Annotated in this window: 22 protein-coding genes and 2 pseudogenes; 10 read left to right on the forward strand and 14 right to left on the reverse strand. The window is 55.0% G+C overall.

Translation table 11 applies throughout. From position 1 onward, the window contains the following. Window positions 1-18: 18 nt before the first annotated feature. Both C7H09_RS02010 and C7H09_RS02015 read left to right on the forward strand, forming a co-directional pair. Complete coding sequence (locus C7H09_RS02010) at window positions 19-324, forward strand: DUF6482 family protein (RefSeq protein ID WP_106760983.1); 306 nt, start codon at window positions 19-21, stop codon at window positions 322-324. Further along, the gene (locus C7H09_RS02015; RefSeq protein WP_106760984.1) at window positions 321-776 is read left to right on the forward strand and encodes a DUF3429 domain-containing protein; all 456 of its coding nucleotides are present in this window, start codon (window positions 321-323) and stop codon (window positions 774-776) included. Before C7H09_RS02010 ends, C7H09_RS02015 begins: the two co-directional genes overlap by 4 nt. Before the next feature lie 33 nt (window positions 777-809). Here the strand turns inward: C7H09_RS02015 and C7H09_RS20510 are convergent, their stop codons facing one another. From C7H09_RS20510 to C7H09_RS02045, 7 genes are all read right to left on the reverse strand, one after another. After that, a complete protein-coding gene (locus C7H09_RS20510) occupies window positions 810-941 on the reverse strand; it encodes a sigma factor-like helix-turn-helix DNA-binding protein (RefSeq protein WP_420844165.1) in 132 nt (43 codons plus the stop codon). After that, a complete protein-coding gene (locus tag C7H09_RS02020; RefSeq protein ID WP_240616481.1) occupies window positions 934-1,431 on the reverse strand; it encodes a sigma-70 family RNA polymerase sigma factor in 498 nt (165 codons plus the stop codon). The genes C7H09_RS20510 and C7H09_RS02020 overlap by 8 nt, the downstream gene beginning before the upstream one ends. A 218-nt stretch (window positions 1,432-1,649) precedes the next feature. Continuing rightward, entirely contained in the window at window positions 1,650-3,107 is a 1,458-nt protein-coding gene (locus C7H09_RS02025; RefSeq protein WP_106760985.1) for an aspartate kinase, read from the reverse strand. A 52-nt stretch (window positions 3,108-3,159) separates the two neighbouring features. Further along, window positions 3,160-4,428: a diaminobutyrate--2-oxoglutarate transaminase gene (gene ectB / locus C7H09_RS02030; protein WP_106760986.1), complete on the reverse strand. Its 1,269-nt coding sequence runs from the start codon at window positions 4,426-4,428 to the stop codon at window positions 3,160-3,162. Window positions 4,429-4,593: 165 nt separating this feature from the next. Beyond that, window positions 4,594-5,109: a diaminobutyrate acetyltransferase gene (gene ectA, locus C7H09_RS02035; RefSeq protein ID WP_106760987.1), complete on the reverse strand. Its 516-nt coding sequence runs from the start codon at window positions 5,107-5,109 to the stop codon at window positions 4,594-4,596. A gap of 238 nt (window positions 5,110-5,347) precedes the next feature. Continuing rightward, window positions 5,348-6,301, reverse strand: coding sequence for a radical SAM protein (locus C7H09_RS02040; RefSeq protein ID WP_106760988.1), 954 nt, complete (start codon window positions 6,299-6,301; stop codon window positions 5,348-5,350). Next, a complete protein-coding gene (locus C7H09_RS02045) occupies window positions 6,298-8,475 on the reverse strand; it encodes an FAD-dependent oxidoreductase (RefSeq protein WP_106760989.1) in 2,178 nt (725 codons plus the stop codon). The genes C7H09_RS02040 and C7H09_RS02045 overlap by 4 nt, the downstream gene beginning before the upstream one ends. Window positions 8,476-8,624: 149 nt before the next feature. Here C7H09_RS02045 and C7H09_RS02050 point away from each other — a divergent pair, with 149 nt between their 5' ends. Next, a complete protein-coding gene (locus tag C7H09_RS02050; protein WP_106760990.1) occupies window positions 8,625-9,392 on the forward strand; it encodes a YiiX/YebB-like N1pC/P60 family cysteine hydrolase in 768 nt (255 codons plus the stop codon). On the opposite strand, the gene C7H09_RS02055 is transcribed toward C7H09_RS02050, so the two are convergent. Next, complete coding sequence (locus C7H09_RS02055; protein WP_106760991.1) at window positions 9,389-10,012, reverse strand: YbhB/YbcL family Raf kinase inhibitor-like protein; 624 nt, start codon at window positions 10,010-10,012, stop codon at window positions 9,389-9,391. The two genes, C7H09_RS02050 and C7H09_RS02055, sit on opposite strands and share 4 nt — an antisense overlap. Before the next feature lie 252 nt (window positions 10,013-10,264). On the opposite strand from C7H09_RS02055, the gene C7H09_RS02060 reads away from it, so the two are divergent. Then, entirely contained in the window at window positions 10,265-11,575 is a 1,311-nt protein-coding gene (locus tag C7H09_RS02060; protein ID WP_106760992.1) for an NAD(P)/FAD-dependent oxidoreductase, read from the forward strand. Between the two features lie 60 nt (window positions 11,576-11,635). Here the strand turns inward: C7H09_RS02060 and C7H09_RS02065 are convergent, their stop codons facing one another. Then, complete coding sequence (locus C7H09_RS02065) at window positions 11,636-12,430, reverse strand: hypothetical protein (protein ID WP_106760993.1); 795 nt, start codon at window positions 12,428-12,430, stop codon at window positions 11,636-11,638. 579 nt (window positions 12,431-13,009) lie between these two features. Between C7H09_RS02065 and C7H09_RS02070 the strand changes: the two genes are divergently transcribed. After that, on the forward strand, window positions 13,010-13,471 hold the full coding sequence (locus tag C7H09_RS02070) for a hypothetical protein (RefSeq protein WP_106760994.1): 462 nt from the start codon (window positions 13,010-13,012) through the stop codon (window positions 13,469-13,471). A gap of 473 nt (window positions 13,472-13,944) precedes the next feature. Here the strand turns inward: C7H09_RS02070 and C7H09_RS02080 are convergent, their stop codons facing one another. After that, window positions 13,945-14,193 carry a type II toxin-antitoxin system Phd/YefM family antitoxin gene (locus C7H09_RS02080; RefSeq protein WP_106760996.1) on the reverse strand — a complete coding sequence of 83 codons (249 nt, stop codon included), beginning with the start codon at window positions 14,191-14,193 and terminating at the stop codon, window positions 13,945-13,947. Window positions 14,194-14,411: 218 nt separating this feature from the next. Next, window positions 14,412-15,428, reverse strand: coding sequence for an AraC family transcriptional regulator (locus C7H09_RS02085; RefSeq protein ID WP_072678514.1), 1,017 nt, complete (start codon window positions 15,426-15,428; stop codon window positions 14,412-14,414). Between the two features lie 291 nt (window positions 15,429-15,719). Here C7H09_RS02085 and C7H09_RS02090 point away from each other — a divergent pair, with 291 nt between their 5' ends. Both C7H09_RS02090 and C7H09_RS02095 read left to right on the forward strand, forming a co-directional pair. After that, complete coding sequence (locus C7H09_RS02090; RefSeq protein WP_165794768.1) at window positions 15,720-17,558, forward strand: alkyl/aryl-sulfatase; 1,839 nt, start codon at window positions 15,720-15,722, stop codon at window positions 17,556-17,558. Between the two features lie 17 nt (window positions 17,559-17,575). Continuing rightward, window positions 17,576-18,970 carry a hypothetical protein gene (locus C7H09_RS02095; protein WP_072678512.1) on the forward strand — a complete coding sequence of 465 codons (1,395 nt, stop codon included), beginning with the start codon at window positions 17,576-17,578 and terminating at the stop codon, window positions 18,968-18,970. Between the two features lie 59 nt (window positions 18,971-19,029). Here C7H09_RS02095 and C7H09_RS02100 read toward each other — a convergent pair. Beyond that, window positions 19,030-19,657, reverse strand: a pseudogene (locus tag C7H09_RS02100) (transposase). Window positions 19,658-19,798: 141 nt separating this feature from the next. Beyond that, the gene (locus C7H09_RS02105; RefSeq protein WP_106760997.1) at window positions 19,799-20,935 is read right to left on the reverse strand and encodes a PIN domain-containing protein; all 1,137 of its coding nucleotides are present in this window, start codon (window positions 20,933-20,935) and stop codon (window positions 19,799-19,801) included. Window positions 20,936-21,329: 394 nt separating this feature from the next. Here C7H09_RS02105 and C7H09_RS20515 point away from each other — a divergent pair. Further along, window positions 21,330-21,440, forward strand: a pseudogene (locus tag C7H09_RS20515) (IS5/IS1182 family transposase); the annotation flags it as partial. Between the two features lie 275 nt (window positions 21,441-21,715). Next, window positions 21,716-23,116, forward strand: a complete 1,401-nt coding sequence (locus tag C7H09_RS02110; RefSeq protein WP_106760998.1) for a TolC family protein — start codon at window positions 21,716-21,718, stop codon at window positions 23,114-23,116. Window positions 23,117-23,205: 89 nt separating this feature from the next. Here the strand turns inward: C7H09_RS02110 and C7H09_RS02115 are convergent, their stop codons facing one another. Next, window positions 23,206-24,246, reverse strand: a complete 1,041-nt coding sequence (locus tag C7H09_RS02115) for a zinc-binding alcohol dehydrogenase family protein (RefSeq protein ID WP_008172298.1) — start codon at window positions 24,244-24,246, stop codon at window positions 23,206-23,208. Window positions 24,247-24,348: 102 nt separating this feature from the next. On the opposite strand from C7H09_RS02115, the gene C7H09_RS02120 reads away from it, so the two are divergent. Further along, window positions 24,349-25,302, forward strand: a complete 954-nt coding sequence (locus C7H09_RS02120) for a LysR family transcriptional regulator (protein ID WP_008172295.1) — start codon at window positions 24,349-24,351, stop codon at window positions 25,300-25,302.

Raw genomic sequence — 25,302 nt, forward strand, 5'->3', positions numbered from 1 at the left:
GCTATTGGGAGCATTACCGTGCGTATCACACTCGACGAACTGCACCATCTTGAGCAACCGGTCATCCGCTTGCTGGAGATCATTTCACTGGAAGGACAGCAATACATGGCCCGGTTGCATGGGCCTGAAGGCCTGAAGCTGTTGTCAGATGCCAAAGGCCAGACCCGGCTGTTCCGCAGCGCTTGGCAAATTCAGGAAACGCTGCGGGCTTTTACCGTTGAAGAAACCCAGATAGTGCATCCTTCCGCCTACCACGAGATGATCGGTATGGCGGCGTCTGATGTGGAGCCTATGCGCATTCAGGTACAGAGGCAGACATCATGATCTCTGTGGCACGTCTTGCGGTTCTGGTGGGTTTCGCCGGGCTCATTCCTTTTATTGCCGGTGCCCTCGGGCTCTTCCTGATGCCCGCCAACAGCGTGGCCATTCTGGCCTGGTTCTATATCTACAGCGCTGGCATTCTGGCGTTCATGGGCGGCATTTACTGGACCATTGCCCTGCAACTGGAAAACCGGGCCTACCCCCAGTCGCCCATGATGACCGTGCTGTTCAGCCAGGTCTTCTTTCTGGCCGCGGGCCTGGGCCTGTTGCTGGAGACACCCCACAAAATCCTGCTTTACTCCGTGGCCTTTCTACTGCTCTATCTGGTGGATGTGCGCTGGATGCGGGCTTACTGGCCGGGCTGGTATCTCAAGTTGCGACTGGTGCTGACCACGGTCGTGTTGTTATGCCAGATCACTGTCGGTGTCTGGTTTCATCTGGTGCATGGCGGATGATGAGGCAAAGATGGGAAAGGAGCAGGAGCAATATTACTCCTGCTCTGTGCTGGCACCGAACAATGTCTGAAGTTTTTTCAATGCCGCTTTTTCAATCTGGCGCACACGCTCCCGACTGAGGCCCAACTGGCCGGAAATCGTTTGCAGTGTTTCCGCATCAGCCAGGCCGACGCCGTACTTCTTCGCTGATACACCAGTAGGCGTAGGTGGAGAACCGGAAGCCTTTGCCCGGGTCGTAGCGCTCCACGGCCTTGATCAGGCCAACATTAGCGTCCTGAATCAGATCCGACATGGGAATGCCGTGCTGGCTGTAACAACGAGCAATATGCACCGCCAGCCGGAGGTTGCTTTCAATCAGCCGCTGCCGGCACGCCAAAGCTAACCGGTAAGCCCGGCGGCAGCGGCCGGGCAGGGCACAGGCGTCACCCAGGCTGCCGAGCACGTCGCGCAGGGTGTGGGGAGTTTCTGCAGGCAGAGCCAGTTGCTGCCGAATCACCTGCAATGAGGTGACCAGCTTACGCGCCAGGCGGCGTTCGCCCGGCTCTGTCAACATTTGAAAACGGGACGCGTCCCGGAAATACAGGCCTACCAGGGATTCCCTGTCACCGTCGGCAGGCAGTGTCGGAAGCGGCCCCGGCCGATTCTGTGTCTGCATGGCTAGGTACCGGTAAGATATTTACTGAGATTACGACAGAAGTGGCCCGCTGGATTGCTTGAACCGACAGGCTAACAGAGAGGTAAGATCACATAAAGAAAGGGAAAATCGGCATCGTCTGGCCAACCTGCATCACAGGCTGGCCAGACGTCCGATCCGGAGGCAAGACTCCTCCATTACTTGCAGGCGAAGCGACCGGTTCCGCCTGCAGGCAATTCTCAGCCAGCGCTGGTCGATGCCGCCACAATGGCGTATTCGTGGTTGTGGGGCTCAATCAATGCTCCGTGCAACGCCACGATGGCCTCGCTGTAGTTATCCTCTTCAATCACAAACTGGATATCCACCTGGCGCATGCACTGATGGATGGCCAGCACACTGATATCCTTGTCCGCCAGGGATTTCACAGAGCGAGCAAGAATACCCGGCACCTTCATGTCGCTGCCAATGGCCGACACCAGCGCCACCTTGCGGGTGCTGATTTCCGCATTCGGGAAGGCCTCTTCCAGTGCCTTCACCACCCGTTTGATGTGCTTGAGCGTGGTATCGACATAGTGAGTAATGGTGTTGGCGTTGGTGTCCTTGGACATAAACCGCACCTTGAATCGGCTCAGTACCTCAAGAATCTTGCGGTCAGAACCCGGCTCACCCTGCATGTCCTGGTCGAAGACCTCGATGGCGAACACACCCTTGGCGCCAGCAACAATTTCCACCTGGGGCTTCTCACTCACGTAATCACTGGTGATCAGCGTGCCCGTGTGTTCCGGTTCGAAGGTGTTCATCACCCGCAGCGGGATTTCGTTCTGGCGCAGCCCTTTGCCGGCTCTGGGGTGAATCGCTTCCATCCCCAGGTTGGCCAGCTGGTCGGCCACGTCGTAGTTGGTACGCCCCAGAGGCACCACCTTCTCTTCGCCCACCATTTTCGGGTCAGCAGAGCTCAGGTGATACTCCTTGTGAATGATCGCTTCGCGGGCGTCGGTTATTACCGCCACCCGGCTGAAGGTCATTTCACTGTAACCCCGGTCGAAGGTACGCATCAGGCCTTCCTTGCACTGGGCGTAGCCGGTCACTATCGGCAATTCCCGGCTCAGGTCAATGGCGTCGAAGGCCTGCTTGAGCTTCTCATCCAGCGGCAGCAGTTCGGCGTCGCGCCAGCCGGTCAGGTCGACAAAGCGGGCGTTGATGCCTTCCTGCTGCAGTTTCAGCGTGGTGTTGAAGGCACTGTGCGCCTCACCGATACCCGCCAGCATCTCACGCACCGTCAGCAGGTGCTCTTCGAGCTGGAACTGGCCGTAAGAGCACAGCCGCTGCAAGTCAATCAGGCAACCGCGAACGCCTTCAATGCGGTCGGTGATGAACTGGTCGGCCTGCTGCTTGAGCATCGGGTCGGCGAATAACTCGCCGTTGATGTCAGTCAGCAGCTGAATCAGCTTGGTGAGGTCGTCGCCCCAGGCCCAATCGGATTCGGCGTCGGCAAACAGGGCATAAACGCCCGGCTCGCCGGTTTTCTTATGCTCCAGCAGCTCGTTGGTCACGCCACCGTAGGCCGACACCACAAAAATCCGCTGGTAGAGGTCGCTCTTCTTGCGCTTACCAATAATGATATTGTCGCGCACCGCCTCGTAATTACTCATGGAAGTACCGCCGATTTTCTCGACGGTATGTTGTGCCGTAGTCATGTCGTTGCCTTTGCTATCCTGCAGAATATGAGTCGTGTGAAAAGCGGGCGTCTTACGACGCCACGCTGACACCTTCCTGCATGATTTCATCCACACTCTCTGCCAGGATCTTCACGCCAAGACGCAGGTCGTCTTCGCTGGTGGTCAGAGGCATCAGGCACTTGATGACTTCATCGTTCGGGCCACTGGTCTCGATGATCAGGCCCTTTTCAAAGGCACGCTTGGTCACCGGGCCGGTCAGGTCGGCGTGTTTGGCCTCGATACCTCGCATCAGGCCGCGGCCTTTCATTTTGAACTCGCCCGGATACTTCTTGCAGATGGCTTCCAGCGCATCGCCCAGTACCTGGGTTTTGGCTTTCACCTCATTGGCGAAGGTGTCGTCCTTCCAGTAAGTTTCCACCGCAGCACGGGCGGTCACAAACGCCATGTTATTGCCACGGAAGGTACCGTTATGCTCGCCGGAGGACCATACGTCCAGTTCCGGCTTGAACAGTACCAGCGCCATCGGCAGGCCATAGCCACTCAAGGACTTGGACACGGTAACAATGTCCGGCTTGATGCCAGCAAACTCGAAGCTGAAGAATTCACCGGTACGGCCGTTACCGGCCTGAATGTCGTCCAGAATCAGCAGAATGTCGTGCTTCTTGCACAACTCAGACAGCCCCTTGAGCCACTCGGCACGGGCGGCATTCAGGCCACCTTCACCCTGCACGGCTTCGACAATCACGGCGGCGGGCAGTTCCACACCGGAGGAGCTGTCTGACAGCACCTTGTCCATGACTTCCAGGGTATCAACGTTTTCACCCAGGTAACCGTCGTAGAACATGAAGTCCACGTTGCCCAGCGGCATACCCACACCGCCGCGGTGATGTTTGTTGCCGGTCGCGGCAACCGCGCCGGTGGTCACGCCATGGAAACCATTGGTGAAGGAAATAATGTTGGTGCGGCCTTTCACCTTGCGCGCCAGCTTCATGGCGGCTTCCACACAGTTGGTGCCGGTGGGGCCGGTGAACTGCATTTTGTAGTTCAGGCCACGGGGCTCAAGAATGTACTTCTTGTACGCTTCCATGAAATCGTGCTTGGCCGTGGTGAACAGGTCCAGACCCTGGCTCACGCCATCGCTCTCGATGTACTCAAGCAGCGCTTTCTTCAGAATGTCGTTGTTGTGGCCGTAGTTCAGGGAACCGGCGCCAGCCAGAAAGTCCAGATACTGCTTGCCGTCTTCGGTGTACAGATGCGCATTTTTGGCGCGGTTAAAAATCACCGGAAACGCACGGGAATAAACACGAACTTCCGATTCAGTGGACTTGAAAATTTCCATTGTCTTGCCTCTTAGCATGTCAGGTTCGAGGTAAATGCGCGGGAGCCTGTCGGTAAAACGTGTCGGTCGCGACAGACCCTCCGAGCGTTGCTTTTAGCCGCATGGCAGACCCACCCCGGGTGGCCTGCCGGCTACTACAACTCGTTCGGGTATTGGCCGAAGGCGTCAGACGGGCTTGGTAAAGGGGCCGATCCGCAATAAAAATTCGGAATCGTGCTTGCCGCCAAAATGGATCTGCTGCTCGAAATGCTCATGGTAGGTGAGCTCGGCACCCAGATCGCGGGCAAAAGAACGAAACAGCGCCCAGGACGCCTCATTGTCTTCGGTAATCGTCGTCTCCAGATGGGTCACATCGCGACAGGCGTTGCGGCCGACGATTTCCTTCAACATCCGCTTGGCCAGGCCCTGTCCACGACCTTTTTCGTGCACGGCCACCTGCCAGACAAACACGGTCTCGGGTTGGTTGGGGGGGATATAACCGGAGATGAAACCGACCAGATCGCCGTCTTTCTCCGCGGCCACGCCGGTCTCGGCGAAGTGGCTGCACTGCAACAGGTTGCAGTAGATGGAGTTGGGGTCGAGTGGCGGGCACTCAGCCACCAACTGGTGGAGCCTGAAGCCATCATCCTTGGTGGGTTTCCGCAGGGTGATGGCGGTGGTATTCGATCCTTCTGAGGTCATAACGTCATCGTTTCGCTTCCAAAAGTTAGTGCTGAATTATATAGACCTCGAAAGATATTTCAAGTTGACAGGCGGAAAAGCATGGGAAAACAAACCGCAACACCGAGAAAAACCCTGGCAAACACCGGCTAAATCTTTGTTTTTGATGAAAGTCATCGCGAAAGCATCTTTAAGAGAGGCCAAGTAGTTTTCTATCACACTCGAGCCGCTCAAACACCAATCTTTAGGCCTCCAAGCATTACACCGGCGCCGCGCAACTGGCCCCAAAGCGGTAGCAGGAAAAACACCGGTGATGCCGCAGCATAATGCGCTGCGTCATACTGGCGGCCAGGGTATCACCCAAATCATACTGCGGATCGTCATCCACCAGAGTGCAGGCATAAACTCCCACCCGGTCACCCTTCTTCACCAGCATCCGGGAATAGGTGCACATAAAGTGCGCCCGGGATTCCCGGGTCGGGTATTTTTCCATGCAGGTCTCGGTAATTTCCGGGCTGTTGTCCTCCGAGCCCGGCGTGCCCAGATCGGGGAATGCGGTAAAGGCGAGGTTTTCTGGAATGCCCCTGTCCCGGAAAATGCCACGGAACGCGGCCTCCACTTCGGCCGGTTCTTCCTCTGCGTCGGTCTGGCGGGCAACGGACACCCGAAAGCCCTGCTCACTGAGCCAGCGAATGCCATCCAGAGCCTGCTCAAAACTGCCATCACCCCGATCCCGGTCGTGGCGCTCGCGATCCGGATAATCCAGGCTGACCCGAAAATGGATCGGATAAGGGTTATCGAGCAGCGGCAATACCTGATGCTGGCGCCGGTGCAGCGGCTCGGTGGCGTTGGTCAGCACGAAGCACGGCCGGTGCTGGCTGGCGTAGTCCAGAATATTGACGAAGTCGCGGATCACGAAGGGCTCGCCACCGGTGAAGGAAAACTGCTCCACGCCCAGTTCGATGGCCTCATGAATAAACGGTTGGACATCACTGAGTTTCATGCCCGGAATGCGCCCATCGCCCGGATGAGAGCCCTCCAGGCAAAACGGGCAGGCCAGGTTGCAGGCAGTTCCGGTGTGAATCCACAACTCTTTCAGCCGATCGCCGTCAATGTAGCCACGGGGCTCCCCGGCGCGGGTATGAGTCCAGCTGTCGGCAGCCCGTGGCGCCACAATCTCCACGGCGGGAATTTTTTTGGATACGGCGGTCATGGGTTATTACGCTCCTGAGAACCTGTACCGAGGCGCCAGCGATGAAACTGTTGCAGCCGGGCCAGCAGCCAGCCGGGCGCATGAGCGCGCTTCCACTCGCCTGCGGCGTACTTGGCGGCCTCGTTCCAGGTCGGGTAGGGATGAATGGTGCCCAGTATCTTGTTCAGGCCCAGGTTGTGTTTCATGACCAGGGTAAACTCCCCGAGGATCTCACCCGCGTGGCAGCCCACCACCGCCGCGCCCAGAATGCGATCCTTGCCGGGCGGGGTCAGCACCTTGATAAAACCACCGCCGTCGCTTTCGGTAAGGGCCCGGTCAAGGTCGCCCAGGTCATAGCGGGTGACTTCGTAAGCCACGTTTTTACTCCGGGCCTCCGCTTCACTGAGCCCCACCCGGGCCACTTCCGGCGTGGTAAAGGTCACCCAGGGCATCACCCGGTAATCCACTTTAAAGCGTTTGAACTGGCCAAACAGGCCATTGACCGCCGCGTACCAGGCCTGATGGGCCGCCGCGTGGGTAAACTGATAAGGCCCCGCCACGTCGCCACAGGCAAAGATGTGCGGGTAACGCAGGCTCATGTCATCGTTCACCGGCAAGGCGCCGTTGGCCAGTGGTTCAATCCCGATGTGCTCCAGGTGCAGACCTTCGGTGTTCGCGGCCCGGCCAACCGCCACCAGCACCTGATCAAAGACAAGACGCACCTGCTCACCCTGATGTTCGCAATAGACCACCTTCTCGCCGTTTTCCTCAGCAAACGACGTCGCAGCATGGCCAAAGCGAACGTCAACGCCGTCTTTTCGAAACTGCGTCAAGACTCGCTCCGCCACGTCTGCGTCTTCCCGGGGCAACAGGCGATCGCCGGTTTCCAACTGGGTGACCCGACTGCCCAGCCGGGCAAAGGCATGGGCCAACTCACAGCCGATGGGGCCGCCGCCCAGCACCAGCAAACGCTCCGGCTGCGCCTGCAAGTCCCAGAGATTGTCCGAGGTGAGCGGCTGCATCTGATCCAGCCCCGGAATCGGCGGCATTGCAGGTTTGCCTCCGGTGGCAATCACAATGCTGCGGGCGGTCAGGCGCTCTGCCCGGCCATCGCTGTGGGCCACCTCCACCTCCCAGGGCGAGACAAACTTCGCTTCCCCGGCGAGGCAGTCCACCCCCAGCCCGCGGTAGCGTTCCGGCGAATCGTGGGGCTCAACCCGGGCGATGACCTGCTTCACCCGCGCCATGATCTGGCTGAACGCAGGCGTTACCGGCACCGACTCCAGCCCGTACTCACGGGCGTGGCGCAGGGTATCGGCCGCCCGAGCACTGCGGATAAAGGCCTTGGACGGCACACAACCGGTGTTCAGGCAGTCGCCACCCATGCGGTGCTTTTCCACAAGCGCGACTTTGGCCTTAACCGCCGCCGCAATGTATGCCGATACCAGGCCTGCCGAACCACCGCCGATCACGATCAGGTTGTAGTCAAACCGGGCGGGTTTCTGCCATCCGGCATACGCCTTGCGACGCTGGGCGAAACCCACCAGAAATTTCGCCAGCAAGGGGAAAAGCCCCAGCAGTACAAAGGCAAACAACAGGTCGCCGGAGAGAATGTCCGCCGTGGATTCAATCTGCCCAAGCTGGGTACCGGCGTTCACGTACACAAACGTACCCGGCAACATGGCCACCCAGCTGACCAGGGCATAAGTGCGCATTTTCATGCCGCTCAACCCCATGGCCAGATTGATCAGGAAAAACGGAAATACCGGCACCAGACGGAGGGTCGCCAGATAAAAGGCACCGTCTTTTTCGATGCCCCGATCCATCTTCGCCACCACATCGGAGTAGCGGCTGCGAAGGGTATCCCGCAGCAGAAATCGCGCAACCAGGAAAGCCAGCGACGCACCCACGGTGGAAGCCAGTGAAACGGCAATCAAACCATAAACATTGCCGAAAAAGGCGCCACCGGCCAGGGTCATGATCGCCGCACCGGGAAGCGACAACGCGGTCACCAGCACATAGATAAGGGCGTATCCGGAAACCGCCAGCAGGAGATTGTGGTCAATCCACTGCGCTATCGCCGCCTGTTGCGATTGCAGATTCGCCAGGGTAAGCAGCTTATGGCCATCGGCTGCCAGAAATACCAGCACAAGAAGGGCGATGGTCAGGAGCAGTACCAGTTTGCTTCGGGTCATGAAAATGCCAGTCTGAGGGTACGTAGAGCCCGAGCAGTCCTGTGCCAGAGCACGATCTTGTGTCTACCGATACGTCGCAAAGCGGGAAAGAAGTCAGTGGTTTTTGACGCTATTATAGTTGCCGTACACCATGACACCGGAGTTTCCCTATGTTGTTGCAGTGGCTCTCCCGGCATCTGGCCGCCTATCTGTCGAAAGAAATAGCACAGCACGCAGTGCGCACCTCCACCTGGGAAGCCTTGGTCAACACACTGCAACCGGGAGATGTCTTGCTGGTTGAGGGCAACACTCGCATCAGCGTTGCCATCAAATATCTGACCCAGTCCACCTGGTCACACGCGGCCTTGTATCTCGGACAGGACAGCGGGCTGGGGAGTTCCGCAAACGGCGAAGCAAATGTCCTGGTTGAGGCAGATCTGGAGGAAGGCATCCGGGCCGTGCCTTTGTCGCTCTATCGGCAGGCCCATACCCGCATCTGCAGGCCAGTAGGGCTGGGTGGCCGTGATCGGGCACAGCTGGCCAGCTATGCCTGCAGTCGGCTGGGGCACCAGTACGACCTGAAAAACGTGTTTGATCTGGCCCGTTACCTCTGGCCGACCCCGCCGGTGCCCAGCCAACATCGCCACAAGTTACTTACCTTTGGCAGCGGCGACCCCACCCGGGCCATTTGTTCGACCTTCATCGCCGAGGCTTTCCAGCAACTGCGCTATCCGGTCTTACCCATCGTTCGCACGGTGCCATCAACCGACCCGGATTGTGAAGTCTGCGAGATCGAGCGTTACCGGGTGCGGCACCACTCCCTGTTCACCCCCAGGGATTTCGATGCCTCACCCTATTTCCGGATCGTCAAACCCTCTCTCGAGCACGATTTCGACTTTCGGGCCATCGACTGGGACAACGACCCGGCAGAGCGCTAGCGCAGATCCGGGTTCAGCGTATAGGTGCCGGTTACCCGGGCACTGGCCAGCACGTGGCCCGCCATGGCCTCGCGCACGTCGTTGCCATCAAATTCACCAGACAAACCCAGGCTTTCAACGTCCAGCGCATGCACTTCAAAGTGATAGTGGTGCACGATCGAGTCGTTCCAGGGTGGGCAGGGGCCATCGTAACCGGCGTAGGTACCGGCCATGTCCGGATTGCCAGCCAGAAACTGGGTGTAGTTATTGACCCCTCGAGTGCCAATGGGGCCGGGGCCCGGCTGTTTGCCTTTGGGGCTCACGCCGTCGCTATCCTCGCCTTCGGGAATCCGGGTCGCGCTGGCCGGTACATCCACCAGCAGCCAGTGGAAGAAATCCACCCGCGGCAAATCGGCGGGGATGGTTTTGCCTTCCTGGTTCACATCGTCGGCAACGCTGGGCACATCCGGGTCGAACATCATGACCACGAAACTCCGGGTACCCTCCGGGGCCTCTTCCCACGCCAATTCCGGGTTCCGGTTGGGGCCAAAGCTCATATGATCCTGTTCATTGAACACACCGAAAGCAAACTTTTCGGGAATGGGCTGCCCCTGTTCCACGCCATGAACGTGCAGTTTCACGGTATCGTCTCCTGTCTGGATTCTACTTATCGTCCTGCGGTTGTAGCAGCGGACACCGTTCAGTGTCCAGTACCATAGTAAGCATGGCGCTTAATTGTCTGGCTGAGGTTTCGACGTTAGTATAACGCGCTGGCCAAAAACGGATCGTGCCAGGCGTATTACGAACAAAAACCGCCTGCCCCGCCCAGTGACGACAGCCAAGCACTTTCCGCGAGAGTGTTTGGGCTATCCTCACTTAAAGGCCTGAACCTTATGAATAACAAACATCACATTGTCGTGGTCGGCGGTGGCGCCGGCGGTCTGGAACTGGTTACGCAGCTGGGCAAAAAGCTCGGCAAAAAGCACAAAGCCCGGGTTACCCTGGTGGATTCCGGGCTGACCCACGTCTGGAAGCCCCTGCTACACGAAGTGGCTTCCGGCTCGTTGGATGTCAGTACCAACGAAATCAACTACCGGGCTCATGCCCGCAAACACCACTACGAATTCCAGCTGGGCCGGATGAGCGGGCTGGATCGCAGCAGAAAACAACTGGTGATCGCGCCCTTCCATGATGAAGAGGGCCGGGAAGTGGTGCCGGAACGGCGGATTGACTACGACACCCTGGTGATTGCCGTAGGCAGCACCGCCAACGACTTTGGCACCCCCGGTGCTCAGGAGCACTGTCTGTTTCTCGACAGCCTGAAACAGGCCCGGCGCTTTCACAACCTGCTGCTCAACGCGTTTCTGCGGATGAATCACGAAGCGCTGCAGGGCAACCCGCACAACCTGAACATCAGCATCATCGGTGCAGGTGCGACCGGCGTGGAACTGGCGGCGGAATTGCGGCTGGCCTCCCGGGAGCTGCCGGTTTACGGCATGAACCACCTGCAATCGTCAGACGTGTCGATCAGCGTGATCGAAGCCGCCGATCGCATTCTGCCCGCCTTGCCAGGCAGGCTTTCTGCAGCCGCTACGCGGGAGCTGGAGCGGCAAAAAGTGCAGGTACTTACCGGCCAGCCAGTCAGCGAAGTCCGGGCCGACAGCCTGCTGATGAAAGACGGCACCGAGCTGCCATCCCAGATGACCATCTGGGCCGCGGGCATCAAGGCACCGGCATTTCTGGCCGAGCTGGATGGCCTGGAAACCAACAGGGGCAACCAGCTGGTGGTGGATCAGACCCTGCAGACCACCCAGGATGCCGACATCTACGCCTTCGGCGATTGCGCCGCCTGCCCGCAACCGGACTCCGAACGGCCGGTGCCACCCCGCGCCCAGGCCGCACACCAGCAGGCCGATGCCCTGTTTAAAACCCTGTGTAACCGGTTTGAAGGCAAGCCCGCAGTACCTTTCATCTACAACGACCACGGCTCGCTGATCAATTTCAGCAAATACACCACCGTCGGCAACCTGATGGGTAACTTATCCGGGCGCAGCATGTATATCGAAGGGAAAGTGGCACGGCTGTTCTATGTGTCACTTTACCGCATGCACCAGGTGGCCCTGCACGGCTTTCTGCGCACAGGGGTGATCTGGCTGATGGACAAAGTCAGTCGGGCCATGCATCCGCGGTTGAAGTTGCATTGATAGTCGGGCCAGACTGAAAGCATTTGACAGCGACCCGACCAAATCAAATACAATCAACGATTAAAGCGATAGCTTCCGGGTTGCTGTCTCAATGTAGTTCTCGGCTTTAGCCTGGTATTTTGCATCAGGGAACGATTTCAAGTAGTTTTGCGCAAAAGCCTTGGTTCGTTTCAAATAGCGCAGTTTTTCTTCTATGGAACCTGCCTTTTCATAACGATTCCACTCTTCCGAGACCACTTTCCATTCACGCTCATCCAATAGGTTTTGGCGAGCCTCCTCCCACTTGGGCAGCAGGTCTTCCAATTCGTCATTATCCGGATAGGATTCTAATGCTGCCTCCAGGTTAGGAATAACCGCCAAAGGAGAGTCTTCCGAATTTTTGAAAAGCTTGACGAGTTCATTCTGGGAATCCCCGAGAGAAATTGCGTAATTTCCGGTAAAGTCCCGAATGAAAAGTACATTCTCTGGCCCAATATCATCAAACTTTAAGAGATAGCGATCATCTCCTAAAGATTTTACTCTGGGCGACTGCTCATCGTACCGTTCATGATTGATGATAGCGATTGGCTTGGTATAGAAATAAGATCTTACGGGATCCCAGTTTTCACGATAAACATGAACGTATAAAGAGTCGTCATCACGCTCAACACTTTCAATATTTTTCAGCTTATCAAAACCAAACCGATTAGAATTAAATGATTCCGCTCTAACGTATTCATTTCCATTCTTAATATAGTAGCCTTGGAATTCCGGCAATTCTTCGGCAAAAATAGATTGACTGAAAAACAAAAAAATCAAAAAAGTTCTAAACACCACCGGCGATTTTCCCCAGTTGCCTGACCGATTGATACTCATTCTCCACTCTCCTTGTTTGTAAATCACAAAAACTCACTAACCTGCCATGAAATGGCACCGTAGTGTGTCATTCAAAAGCCACAAATTCATGAGCAAATCAGGAAAGAAGATACAGGACTGAAGCTAAAAGCGACATATATGCGCTGCAAGCATATCGCAATGAAACAATCCGCTGTTTCTATGCAACCGCATTATTGCGGCCACGTCCTCCCTGATTTCGAGCCGTAGTTATAACACAGCCGGTCAAGCTCCCACAACTATCCATCAGTGCCTCAATCCCCAAGCCCAGAGAGCCCTTCGTGGTAGCTGTCACTCGTCAGCGCTCGAGTGCAGCGAGTGTTGCAGATGAAAGCCACACCGACTTTGAGGAGCCAGCCGTTCTTGCAGATGCCAACCCGTTAATCCACGCTATTAAAGGTCACACCAAATCAGTGTGTAAGGTCAGAAGCCACTATCACCCTGGAACAGCATTCAGGATTGCATTGAAGACAATAGCTGTAGCAAATGAATGCACTTGCCGACTTCATTTAGAGAGCCTATGTTTCATATTGGGACAGCTAAAAACAAGGGATTTGTTGCATGAACTGTTATAAAAACGGTGATTTTCAAAAATATTTTAAAGAAAACATGGATGCTTTAGGGCTTCCATCTCCCTCGACATGGTTTGAAGCAACAACGACTGCGCTTGGCGCGGCAGGCACTTCAATTGGGCTTGTCGAAAAGTTTGGCGCTCAAGCGGGGTTGCGCACTTTAATCGGTGCTACTTTTGCTGGTGAGAAGATCGTTTTAGCCAGCGGCCTGTTATTTGTCGGATATGCCGGGGCAGCCGTTGGCAGCGCGGCGGTTGCGGCGGGTCGAAGTCTGGGCTGTGGCACTCGAATGATCGACGTAATCAGTTACATCGAAAGAAACAATCTGCAATTTAAAGGGTATAAGGAATTCTACATCCGCCACCCGGAAGTCTATGATACGAACCACTCCAACCGTAAGTCCTTTGTTGTGAAAGCTCGCCACCAACCCAAGTTATTCGAGTACACATAATGGCTAAGGCTAAAGTCAAAGATGACCTGGCCTTGTTGCTTACCGCCTGTATCGTATCGGTCGTTGGCTGGGGCATCTTTCAACTTCTGGGTATGTACACTTTTCTCGTAGGGATTGCTGCGTGGATGTATGTCAGCATTCGGCACTGGAGGCGTGTACCCAAAAAAGGATCGGAGAGAAAAGAGGGGTAGAGGGTACCTACTCCTACTCTCAGCGACTGCAACGCAATAACCGGTAACATTCAGAGTTTTGTTGAGCGTGCTGCCTGGAGCGGGCGATGGGAATCGAATCTTTGTTTTAAATCAGACAGTTAAATATGGAAATCTGGTTCGTCATACAAACTACCATACAAGCTTTGCCAGCCTACATTTTCTGTTATTTTTTGTAACAAAACCAACTCGTCTACTCAAATTAGGAGTGGATGTCATGATTTGGCCCTCTTCGGGGTGAGGGCCTGCAAGCAAAGCGAACACTCAAAACTCATTCATATCAACTCGAATACTTGGCTCTCCACTTCGCTCTGTAACAACGGCAACCAACTCATGATCATCCAGCCTGTCGAGCATCGCCTCGTATACTGCAGCAGGAACACAGTAAAAGATGGGCTCATTCCGATTCAAAACAGCAATTGGAAATCCCGCCCCTGAATCCAGTGCCGCCATAGGATTCTTTTTCAGTTCTGAGATGCTTACAGCTTTTTCTGAGAAGACTTGTTCGGCCATCTAACCGCCTCACTATAAAGATCTATTAATCGGTCTGAGCTCCAGAGGGCAACATGGCTCACCAAAAACCATCGGGAACTACGGCGCCCAGCGCTCCTGTGTATTTAGCTCATCTCCGTGAGTAGCTTTGGTCGCAAAGCGAACATTGAGATTTGGGGTTGACGCTGAAACACAGTGGGGCCCGACGGATTCTACCCCGTTAATACTGATACATCCTTTTATCGGGGTGCTATGCGATAAGCCGAGGGCGTCTTTCCGGTCCATCGCTTGAAGGCTTTCGTGAAATTGCTCTGGTCGGAAAAACCCAGCAAATAACAGATATCCGTCAGTGACAGTTCTGGGCGGCTCAGCAGTTCCTCAGCCATTTCACGCTTCGATTTTTCCAGAAGCTCGCGGAAACTGTAGCCCTCCTTTTCCAGTGCCCTCTGCAGCCGGCGGGCGCTCATGCCCAGCCGGCGGGCGACTGTGCCCTGATCCACGTTCCCGTCAATCGTGCCTTCAAGGAGCAGCTTCTGAACCTGGCCGGTGATGGAAAGCGAGTCTGTGCGCTCAAGGTACTCCTTCATCCAGCGGTCCATATTCTGAACCAGCTCCGGATTTGACTGGTAGCAAGGCAAGCGCAGCACCTGCTCATCGACGACAAACTTGCAGACCGGTGCATTGAAAAAAACCGGCGCCTCAAAAAAAGCCTCAAATTGCGCCCTGAGCCCAGACTTATCGTGACTGAAATGAACCTCGCGAGGGCGGAATTTGTCGTCGGTAATCTGTTTCAGAATGCGGCTGCCACAGGCCATGAAGGCCTCAAGGGCTTCGCCCGCCACCGGCATCTGCAGGTGGAAAACCACCTCCAGTGAGTTGTTCTTGCGGGGAATGGTTTCTAGATGGGCGGCACTACTGGCAACGCCGCTGTAACGGCACATTCGTTCGATGGCCTCACCCGTCGTATCGCTGAACATCATGGCCAGGCTGAGCCCGCTGAACATATCGGCGCGCGCAAGATCCGCAAGACGGAGAGTAAACAATGGGTCGGCGCTGTCGCGCGCAGCCAGCTCCCACAACTGGGTCATGTGAGCGACCTTGATCCGGCCATTGGGATTTTCAAGATCGCTGCTACGTATACCTGCTTCGCAAAGCAGTTTATCGGTATCAAGCCCTTTCAGCTTAAAACCGGCAAGGATGAAACGTGCCCAACTGGCAATCGTGGAAAAGTCTGCGACGGGTCGAGTTTTTGTCACTGTCGTAATTTCACCAAAGATTGGCGGCGTTCAACCAGCTTTAGCTGGTTGCGCCCTTATATCATTTTCAGTTTGTCATAGAACGATAACACGACCAACGTGACCGGAGCGCATTGAATCATGGAAAAGGTATCGGCTCGAAGCGGATTGTCCGCATTATTTGTCGGTTTATTCGCAGCAACACTTGGAGCCTGCAGTGGTGAGACAGGCAGGGAGCTCAGCGAGCACTCCCAAGGCTTCACTGCGGCCTCCACTTACACAGCCTCGAGCAATCAAAAGGCAATAGAAAGCTTGCCCCAACGCGACACCACCGACCATGAAGCCGCAAATCGTGGCTTCATCGGTACCTTCGAAGGTGAGAAAGCCATCATCAGGAATAAGCAGGGCGACCTAATCTGGGACCTCAACGAGTACACCTTCATTGACGGCGCATCACCGGACAGCACGCACCCTGGTCTCTGGCGCCAAGCCGGCCTGAATAATCTTCACGGTCTTTTTGAGGTTACCGACCGCATTTTCCAGGTCCGCGGGTTCGATCTGGCCAATATGACCATCATCCAGGGCGACACCGGACTGATCATCGTCGACCCTCTGACCTCAGAGGAAACCGCTGAGGCCGCACTCGCGCTGGTTCGGGAACACCTCGGCGATGTACCAGTGGTTGCCGTGATTTTCACTCACAGCCACATCGATCACTTCGCCGGTGCCTGGGGTGTTATCAACCGCGACGATTACGATGCCGGCAAGGTTCGCGTGATTGCCCCGATTGGCTTCATGGACGAGGCAACCAGTGAAAATATCATTGCTGGAACGGCCATGGCGCGGCGAGCTTCGTTTATGTATGGCCGCCGACTGGCGAAGGGTCCCCATGGCCATGTGGGCTCGGGGTTGGGGAAGTCACCTGCTTACGGCACCTTTGGCATTGCCACACCCACCGAAATTATCGACACCACCGGGCAGCGCCTGAACATCGACGGGCTGGATTTTGTTTTCCAGAATGCGCCCGGCTCTGAGGCACCGGCAGAGCTGACCTTCGGAATACCCGAACTGGCCGCATACTGCGGTGCCGAAATCGCAACCCGGACTATGCACAATCTGTACACGCTGCGTGGAACGAAAGTCCGGGATGCGCTCAAGTGGAGTGCCTACATCGACGAGATCATCGATCTTTCCGCCGACAGCGACGTCTACTTTGCCAGTCATCACTGGCCTGTGTGGGGGCGCACCGAAATCGTTGACTACCTGGAGCTGCACCGCGACACCTACAAGTTTATCCATGACCAGACGGTAAGGCTGCTCAATAACGGATTCACCTCCAGGGAGATCGCCGAACGGTTGCAACTGCCGCCAGAACTGGCTCAGACATTCTCCAACCGAGGCTACTACGGTACGCTGAAACACAACAGCAAGGCGGTCTATCAGTATTACATGGGCTGGTACGACGCCAACCCCGCGAACCTGGATCCGCTGCCGCCAGAGAAGGCCGCCAGCCGGTATGTCGCTCTTGCCGGTGGCGCTGATGCCCTGCTGGAAAAAGCGCGTGCCGCGTTTGACGAGGGTAGCTATCGCTGGACCGCAGAAATTCTGAACCATCTGGTCTTCGATGAGCCAGACAACGAATCGGCCAAAACCTTACTCGCCGAAACCTACGATCAGATGGGGTATCAGGCCGAATCGGGACCCTGGCGAGACGTCTATCTCAGCGGTGCCTACGAATTGCGCCATGGCGCACCCGAAGAACCACTGATGGATATGTCCACCCTACTCGGGATTCTTCAGCAAACACCGGTCGAAAAGTTCTTTCAGACTATGTCGGTGCGCCTGAATGCGGAGGATGCCGAAGGCGTGGAGCGACGCATTGCCATTGTGTTTACCGACCTCAATGAATCCTATCTGCTGACGGTTAAGAATTCCGTCCTGCATGTCCACAAAGATGCCAGCCTCGACCACGCCGAATCAACGCTGAGAGTCACTCGGGAGCTGTTCACCCGTCTGCTGATTGGAGAAGTCGGCGTGACCGAAATGCTGACATCCGACGCCCTGGAACTGGAAGGCAGCACGATTCAACTGGTGCGGTTCCTGTCGCTGTTCGAGACACCGAACAGTGAATTCAACATCGTAGTACCCTAAAGCAAAAGGACCATGAAATGACCATGAAAACAATGAAAAACAGGTTTCCCGCCAGGAGTCTGCTTCTGGTTGCGGGTACAGCAGCCCTGATGATGGGTTGCAACGGCTCTAGCAGTTCTGACACGACCATGGTGTCTGATACCACGGCGTTTTCAGCACCGCCCAGTGATTGTCTGTGGGTTGGGCCTTACGTCAAAGAGAACGAGGGTTTCAACTTCGCCTACCCGGATAGCGGCGCCATCTATTGGTCTGCCGCCTATACGCTTCCGGAGGACGGTGCCTACATCACCCTGGAAGCAGATTTCCCTTACTCCCGATACATGTCCTTCAACAGCTACCGGGCCAACACAACACCGGCGCAATCGTTGACAGACAAAAACATCATTGCCGAAGCCGGCTCTATCAATCCTTTTATTGATGGCGCGGTTCGCACCGATCCGTCCCGCCGTTATCTGGTCACGGTCAAACCCGGTGACCCAAACGACCCGGCAAACCCGTCTGAAGACAACACGTTGTATGACGCAACCAGCGCGGCGGGCGAGGAAGCGGTACTGATTTACCGCAACTACGTGCCCAACATCGGTGCCGATTGGACCGGCGATGTGGGGCTGCCAAGAGTGACGCTACACCTGGCCGACGGTAGCACTCTTCAGGGCGAAGAAGCCTGTGCTGCCATGTCTGCCGGCACTGACCCGCTTGGCATTCCATTTGTGCCAGCGGACACTTATGAAACCTTGCGCGCCAATTTCGAGCCGGCCCGTGAAACCCCGGCGTTCAGGGCCAGCTATGGAACGGCGTTTTTGTTTCAATGCGACTTTCAGGGCAACTGTAAAAACAACCCCCCACGGAACACCGCCTTTTACGCCAACGCAGATAACCAGTACCTTTACTCGTTCCTGAACCAAGATTTCGGGGACGTGGTCGTTATCAGGGGGAAAATTCCTGAAATCCCAGAAACGCTGAACGATCAGGAATTTTTCAACGAAAACGACCTGCGCTACTGGTCACTTTGCCAGAACGAATACTACTCCCAGGCGGTGAAAGAATGCCTGTATGACGAGCAAATCTTCATCAACCCTGACGGTTTTTACACCATCGTGACCAGCGAGCCCGAGAATCGCCCCGAAAATGCCGATTCTGACTGCGGGGTTGGCTATCTGCCCTGGCCCAACAAAGGCGACGGTTTCAGCATTGTTGACGGAAAAACCGACGACCCTGATTCCGCGTTTCTGATTGTGCGCAATATGCTGCCAGCTGATGATTTTAACCAGGCAATCCAGAACACTATGACCGCTGGCGATGAAGCGTCAGTATTGGGTGACTTTATGCCAAAAGCGACCTACATGAGCAAGGCTGAGTTTGAAGACTTGGGCTGTGCGCCCTATACGTCATTGGCCTACGACCAACTGTAGACATGAAACCCTGGCCACATCAAAAATGTGGTCAGGGTGGTTTGTAGTGGTCAAGTGTTTTAGGCCACCGTCTTTTGAGTTTTCCAATAGGCCTGTTCTGCCTCATTTGGCGGCAATCCGCCGTTGTATTTATGAGGCCGCAGTGCGCTGCAATAACCGATCATATAGTCCGTGACCGATTGCTTCGCCGTGGCAAAGCATGGACATCCGATTTCCGGCCCCCATTCTGCTTTCAGACTCCAGAAGATTCGGGATATCCAACTGTGGCTGATCCGCCTTCTTGTAAGCGTGCCCTAGCGGCTGCGAGCGCCAGCAGATCCGTTGCTGACAGCATGCGCCTCGACAACCTCGTCCAGCAGCGCTTTCTCAGCCTCGCAAGGCTCTCTGTCTCGGTCACGCCAGGCCCGGTAGCTGCTGCGGTACACCTCAAACACCCGACGCAGGCGCTGCACCGCATAGCTCTCTTCAAGTCGCTCGATTATCGAGAATTGCTCAGGGAGTCCGAGCTTCACCTTTTTGTGGTGCCTTGCCTGATCGCTCGGCTCGAAGCCTGCGCACCCAATACTCCATGATTGATTTACCAACCCCCATGGCATCGCAGGCCGCTTTCATTGTGTAGCCCTGGTCAATCACCAGCTGGGCCGCTTCCAGACGGAATTCCGGACTGAAATTTATTTTCTTTGGCATCCAATCCACCTGACTTGCTCTACGAGTGATCATACACTTAAAATCAGGTGGCCAGATTCACTATGCCACTACTCTTATAGTCAATTCGGTCGTTTCTGAATGTTCGCTTTTGTTTACAAGCTTCAAAGCCATATGTAAGTTCTATTCGTCCTCATCTTTTGACTTCTGAACTAAAGGCTTCAATGCGTTCACGGCTCGCTGCATTTCATCGGTGGGCTTCATCGCTTCCATAACCCGCTGCATTTCGGCGGTGGGCTTCATTGCCTCCATAAGCCGTTGCATCTCGGCGGTGGGTTTCATTGCCTCCATAAGCCGTTGCATCTCGGCGGTGGGTTTCATTGCCTCCATAACCCGTTGCATCTCAGCGGTAGGCTTCATTGCTTCCATAACTCGCTGCATCTCAGCGGTGGGGGCCATTGCCTCCTTAATCCGTTCCAGTTCAGCTAGCGAGAACTCAGATTGAATTGAAGATGACGAATAGCGTGAAGAGTCTACCGGAGGCAATGACCTCTCCTCCGTTTCGATTTCCGTTAGCTCTTCAGGACTAAGCTTTATGGTAGCGTCAACTTTCGTTGTCTCGACGAAATGCGTCAGGCCCTCAACTAAATCCTCGAATATGTGCACGATGGGATCATTAGTAATTTGTGCAAGCTCGGCTCTCAAGAAGCTGTTTAGAAAAAAACTTCCTCCAAATGCAGTGCCGTAATCACCGTCTCGTGAAATTATCCAAAGTCGTCGTTTACCCGCGAAGTGGCTGAGAACCTGCTCCCATGTAATTTCATCACCAAGAGGATCGTTTGCCTTTCCTGGAGGATTTCCGATTTCTTTTCGCTCTCGAGCCCGCTTCATTTCATCGCGTGTGGCCTGAACTGCCTCAGAAAAGATAGGAGCCAAAGCTTTCGAGACTTCATCTTTGGACTCAGCTACCTGCGTCATTATTTCATGCGTGTGGGTGTCTATCTCAGCATTCACTGCCACTACAGATCTATTGATATTCCTCATTTGGCCAAGGATCTCTTGATTCTTGCCACTTTCGGATCCGGAAAAATGATCGGGAACATTAATGCCGTGAAGCTTCATGCCTTGGCTCTTCGTTCGCAGGAAATCAGCTGCTGCACGAAGCTTGTTTCGCTGCACCTCATCAACTATCTGCTGCGTAACGAAAATGTGAGATGCTTGTTCGGATAAAGGTGCCAGTAACTTGCGACCTTTATCTGTCCGATACAGATCCAGGTATTTGTTAGCATCAATCAGTAGCACTGCATCGATTTCTGACATCTACAATGGTGTCCTTTGCAGTAGTCCTTGTGCTTCAACAACAATTACGCAGCGCGCTTTATCATTGAAGAAATTTGACTGCGTCATTATTACTGACTTTGAACCATCAACCGCGCTGCACATCAATCAATAAAACAACAGGTTAGCCGAGCATGACTATTTCTGCCATATAATCATTCAGCGTATGCAATTTGCTCCGCCAATCACACTTGATGAAATGGCTGTGATTAGCTTGCACGCTCTGGGGGAAAGCTCTGACTCGAATGTCCGCTTTTGTTTAGCTGCTACGGTCGCAAAGCGAACATTCAGCTTGGAAGATAGCGCCAGCCTAACGGGCCGATTCGTGGAATTGCACTGGAACACTCTGGTCCAGTTGACGGACTTTTTGAACTCGGAGCATCCCTTTCGCACCATCAAGCGGCAGTTAAGTTATGCCAAAGTCCGCGATCGCAGCCTGTCGAAGAACACCAACCTGTTCTACCTGTTCGCGGCGCTCAGCAACATGCGGAGTGACAGGTTCGCCGTTTTTAAGCCATTTTATGCGTCCTTCACCGCAGTAGTTCTTGTACTCTTCCGCCACGTCGGGGCGGCGGCTGCTTCGAATGCTTCTTTGGTCTTCGTGACACGCGCATGGCCCTGTTCTTCATGGAGCATCCATTGGTCGTCGCCGTAGATAATAGGCAGGTCCATGAAGGTCTTAACCCTCCATTAACCACCTCCTAGATAGTCCGTATCCCGTCGTTTACCGCAGATTTGACCGCGCCCGAATGGACTTTACCTATGTATCGCTTGCCCTGCTCGAAAGTAGTGCTGACTGCTTTATGCTGCCTGGTTATTGCAGGCTGCAGTTCGTTGTCCACGAGAACGGACTATCTCGCTCAGGCCGATTCCGAGCGTCAGAACGTCGTCTCCAAGTTTGAGATGGAGGTTGGTCTCGAAACAGCCTACCTGAATGAGCTGGTCAACAGCCATGACCTGGACGCGCTTATTGTCGAAGCGCGCGCGGCCAATCCTGATTTCCAGCAAACACGGCTTTCACTCCAAATTCTCCGTGCTCAATACCGAGCGACTCAGGCGGATCAACTCCCCGACGTCGAGGCTGGATTCGTCGCGAATAACACTGACGGTCTAGATACTGCCTACACCGGCACCGTCAGCATCAGCTGGGAGCTGGATTTGTGGTCGAAGATTTCTGATGAGGCGTCGGCTGCCGCCAGTGACGTTGCTGAACAGCTGGCTCTCTACCAAGCTGCGCGGGATACGCTCGCAGCCGAGGTCATGCAGGGCTGGTTGAAACTGGTGAATCTGAATCGCTCCGTTGCCATCGAAAAGCAACGCGCGGAGCTATTGGAAAAAAACGAACAGTGGATTCTTCAGCGTTACCGCTCGGGACTGGGTGACCTTGAAGATCTGGACAGCGCCCAAAGCTCTGCGGCCAGTGCCAGGGCGACATTGATTGCAGTTCAGGAATCCCTGCAGCAACAGCAAAGGGCGTTGAACCTGTTGCTCGGGCGAAGCCAGGCTAGCACGGTCATTTCCGCCGACTATCCGCAGGTTCTTTTACCCCTGTCCGACCTTGCAGAGCAAACATTGCAGCGTCGCCCGGACCTTAAAGCGGCCTATATGGCTATCAGGGCAAATGATTTTCGAACGTCCGTTGCCTACAAGGACATGCTGCCATCCATCAACCTGGAAACAGCGCTTAGCGAAACAGGCACATCGCCCAGTGACGCCCTATTGCGCAACCCGGTGTGGTCATTGCTCGGTCAGCTAACGGCACCCCTGAGCCGTTTGCATGAGTTCTACTACGAATTACTGAAAGGTGAAGCCGGCCATTCATTCAGAAACGCATTTGGTGTTGGGAACGAAATCGCCCGCTCGATTGAGTTCCTGTCATCCAACCTGGACAAAACTGTCACAATTGAAGACCTGGCTGATCAGGCTGGCATGAGCCGGGCGGTGTTCCATCGCAAATTCAAACAGGCGACAAACATGTCGCCCATTCAGTTTCTGAAATCCATGCGGCTCAACAAGGCCGCGATGAAAATTGCTGAAGGCCAAAACGTCAGCGTTGCCGCCATGGACGTGGGTTACCTGAGCTCGTCTCAGTTCAGCCGGGAGTTCAAACGCCTGTATGGCCTGTCACCCAAGCAGTGGAGCCAAACTGAAAAAGCAAGCTGACGGCCGGCTCTGGTATGCCATGTCTATCGGGGTAGTTCCGTGATCGGAACGCATGGTTTGTTATACGAGCCGGTGAGTTGGAATTTACGTCAGGCAAAACCCTCCAGCACAATCTTGCCAACGGCGGTTCCTGATTCCAGTTCGGCGTGTGCGGCACGTAGATTCTCGGCGTTGATCGCTCCGAGGTGCTTCCCTGCAGTTGTGCGGATGAAGCCTTGATCTACAAGCCGTGAGACCTCATTCAACAAGTCGTGCTGAACCTGCATATCATCCGCCTGGTGCATTGAGCGGGCGAACATGAATTCAATGTGTAATGACAGACTCTTCGGCTTGATTTTCATTACGTCCAGACTTGCGGGATCGTCGATCATGGCAATCTTTCCAAACGGCCTAAGCACCGCCACATAATCGTCGAAGTATTGATCTGTGGCGTTAAGACTGGCCACATGGGTTACAGAACCAATTTTGCCAGCAGACACCAGTGTTTCGATCTGGGGCTGCAAGGGTTCACGGTGATTCAGAACAAAATCCGCACCCAATGATTCAACCCAGGCCTTCGATTCCGGGCGAGATGCCGTAGCGAGTACTTTCGCGCCTGTTAGCTGTTTGATCAATTGAACTAGAATTGAACCCACGCCTCCTGCGGCGCCAATCACAAGGACCACGTCGTCGCTTGGAGTGATGGACCCAGCCAACTGTCGCTCAAGTTGCAGGTGGTCAAACAGCATTTCCCATGCTGTTATCGTGGTCAGGGGCAACGCTGCAGCATCGGCGTCGGACAGGCTGGCAGGCTTCCGACCAACCAGACGCTCATCGACAACCTGGTATTCGGCGTTGCTGCCCTGACGGGTAACGTCACCGGCATAAAATACGGTGTCACCTTCTTTGAAGAGTGAAGCGCCCTCGCCTGTTGCCACTACCTCTCCAACGGCATCCCATCCAAGTACTTTGATCTGGCCTGGTTCCGGCTCCGCCCGCTGGCGTACCTTGAAGTCAACAGGGTTCATGCCGATGGCTTTGACTCTGACCAGCAGGTCCCGGCCTTTTGCGACGGGACGTTCCATCTCAACATTTTGCAGCGCATCAGGGTTTTCGATAGGAAGAGATTCCCGATATCCAACAGCTTTCATTATCTGTCTCCGCAATGACTTTCGAGTAGCGCACAGTATGGTCGCCGTTTACACTCGGATAAACGGGAAAATTTGTTAAACATATTCAAAGAATTTTTGAAAATGAGTCTTGATGATCTGATCGTGGTTTTGAGGGTCGCTGAATTCCGCAACATTACCGCTGCCGCCACCAGCCTTGATATGCGAGCTGCCACAGCCAGCGCCGCAGTAAAGCGCGTAGAACAGGAGCTGGGTGTAGAGTTATTCGTACGCTCCACGCGAAGGTTGCGGTTATCTGCCGCCGGCGAGAAATACTTGCCTCACTGCAAACAAGCGATTGACTTGTTGAGCCAGGCGCAACAGAACCTTCGATCTGAAGTTGACTCTGTAACAGGCGAAATCCGGCTTTCGGTTTCATCCGATCTTGGTCGTAACCGCGTTGTGCCCTGGATCGACGAATTGATGGCAACGCATCCAGGTTTGAATCTCAGAGTTCAGATTACTGACACCAACGTGGACTTTTACCGGGATTCGGTCGACATGGCGCTTCGCTACGGCGCGCCCAGTGACACCAACCTGTATGGCTTCAAAATTTGCGATGTGCCGCGCCTGCTTTGCGCATCTCCTGATTACCTTTCGCGTCATGGTCGCCCCATTCATCCTGATGACCTTGAGAACCACAACGGACTGTTCTATCAGTTGCAGGACATCCCATTTGACCTCTGGACGTTCAAACGGGGAGACGAGGAATATCGAGTCAAAATGACGGGCGATCGCGCCTCAAACGATGGCGATCTGGTTCGCCGGTGGTGCGTCGCTGGTCGCGGTCTTGCGATAAAATCGTGTCTTGATATGTCGGATGATCTGCTTGCAGGCCGTGTCACCACAATCATGCCGGACTATGCGCCGCCGGTATCCGAGCTGTGGCTGATTTGTCCTACCCGACAGTCAATAACGCCGGCAATGAGGTTGTTGAGGGATGACCTGCGTGCAAAAGTAGGCGAACTGATGAATGCAATGATTGCCGGAGGCTTTTTTCCTCCGGATCGCTTGTCCGGAGGAAAAAAAGACGCCTGA

The sequence above is a fragment of the Marinobacter fuscus genome, from assembly GCF_003007675.1.
In the GTDB taxonomy this organism is placed as follows: domain Bacteria; phylum Pseudomonadota; class Gammaproteobacteria; order Pseudomonadales; family Oleiphilaceae; genus Marinobacter; species Marinobacter fuscus.

Bases quoted from the DNA above. Each gene is read 5' to 3' on its own strand.
- C7H09_RS02015 (WP_106760984.1), top strand. From the start codon at position 321: ATGATCTCTGTGGCACGTCTTGCGGTTCTGGTGGGTTTCGCCGGGCTC.
- C7H09_RS02020 (WP_240616481.1), bottom strand. From the start codon at position 1,431: ATGCAGACACAGAATCGGCCGGGGCCGCTTCCGACACTGCCTGCCGAC.
- C7H09_RS02025 (WP_106760985.1), bottom strand. From the start codon at position 3,107: ATGACTACGGCACAACATACCGTCGAGAAAATCGGCGGTACTTCCATG.
- ectB (WP_106760986.1), bottom strand. From the start codon at position 4,428: ATGGAAATTTTCAAGTCCACTGAATCGGAAGTTCGTGTTTATTCCCGT.
- ectA (WP_106760987.1), bottom strand. From the start codon at position 5,109: ATGACCTCAGAAGGATCGAATACCACCGCCATCACCCTGCGGAAACCC.
- C7H09_RS02040 (WP_106760988.1), bottom strand. From the start codon at position 6,301: ATGACCGCCGTATCCAAAAAAATTCCCGCCGTGGAGATTGTGGCGCCA.
- C7H09_RS02045 (WP_106760989.1), bottom strand. From the start codon at position 8,475: ATGACCCGAAGCAAACTGGTACTGCTCCTGACCATCGCCCTTCTTGTG.
- C7H09_RS02050 (WP_106760990.1), top strand. From the start codon at position 8,625: ATGTTGTTGCAGTGGCTCTCCCGGCATCTGGCCGCCTATCTGTCGAAA.
- C7H09_RS02060 (WP_106760992.1), top strand. From the start codon at position 10,265: ATGAATAACAAACATCACATTGTCGTGGTCGGCGGTGGCGCCGGCGGT.
- C7H09_RS02065 (WP_106760993.1), bottom strand. From the start codon at position 12,430: ATGAGTATCAATCGGTCAGGCAACTGGGGAAAATCGCCGGTGGTGTTT.
- C7H09_RS02070 (WP_106760994.1), top strand. From the start codon at position 13,010: ATGAACTGTTATAAAAACGGTGATTTTCAAAAATATTTTAAAGAAAAC.
- C7H09_RS02080 (WP_106760996.1), bottom strand. From the start codon at position 14,193: ATGGCCGAACAAGTCTTCTCAGAAAAAGCTGTAAGCATCTCAGAACTG.
- C7H09_RS02095 (WP_072678512.1), top strand. From the start codon at position 17,576: ATGACCATGAAAACAATGAAAAACAGGTTTCCCGCCAGGAGTCTGCTT.
- C7H09_RS02105 (WP_106760997.1), bottom strand. From the start codon at position 20,935: ATGTCAGAAATCGATGCAGTGCTACTGATTGATGCTAACAAATACCTG.
- C7H09_RS02110 (WP_106760998.1), top strand. From the start codon at position 21,716: ATGTATCGCTTGCCCTGCTCGAAAGTAGTGCTGACTGCTTTATGCTGC.
- C7H09_RS02115 (WP_008172298.1), bottom strand. From the start codon at position 24,246: ATGAAAGCTGTTGGATATCGGGAATCTCTTCCTATCGAAAACCCTGAT.
- C7H09_RS02120 (WP_008172295.1), top strand. From the start codon at position 24,349: ATGAGTCTTGATGATCTGATCGTGGTTTTGAGGGTCGCTGAATTCCGC.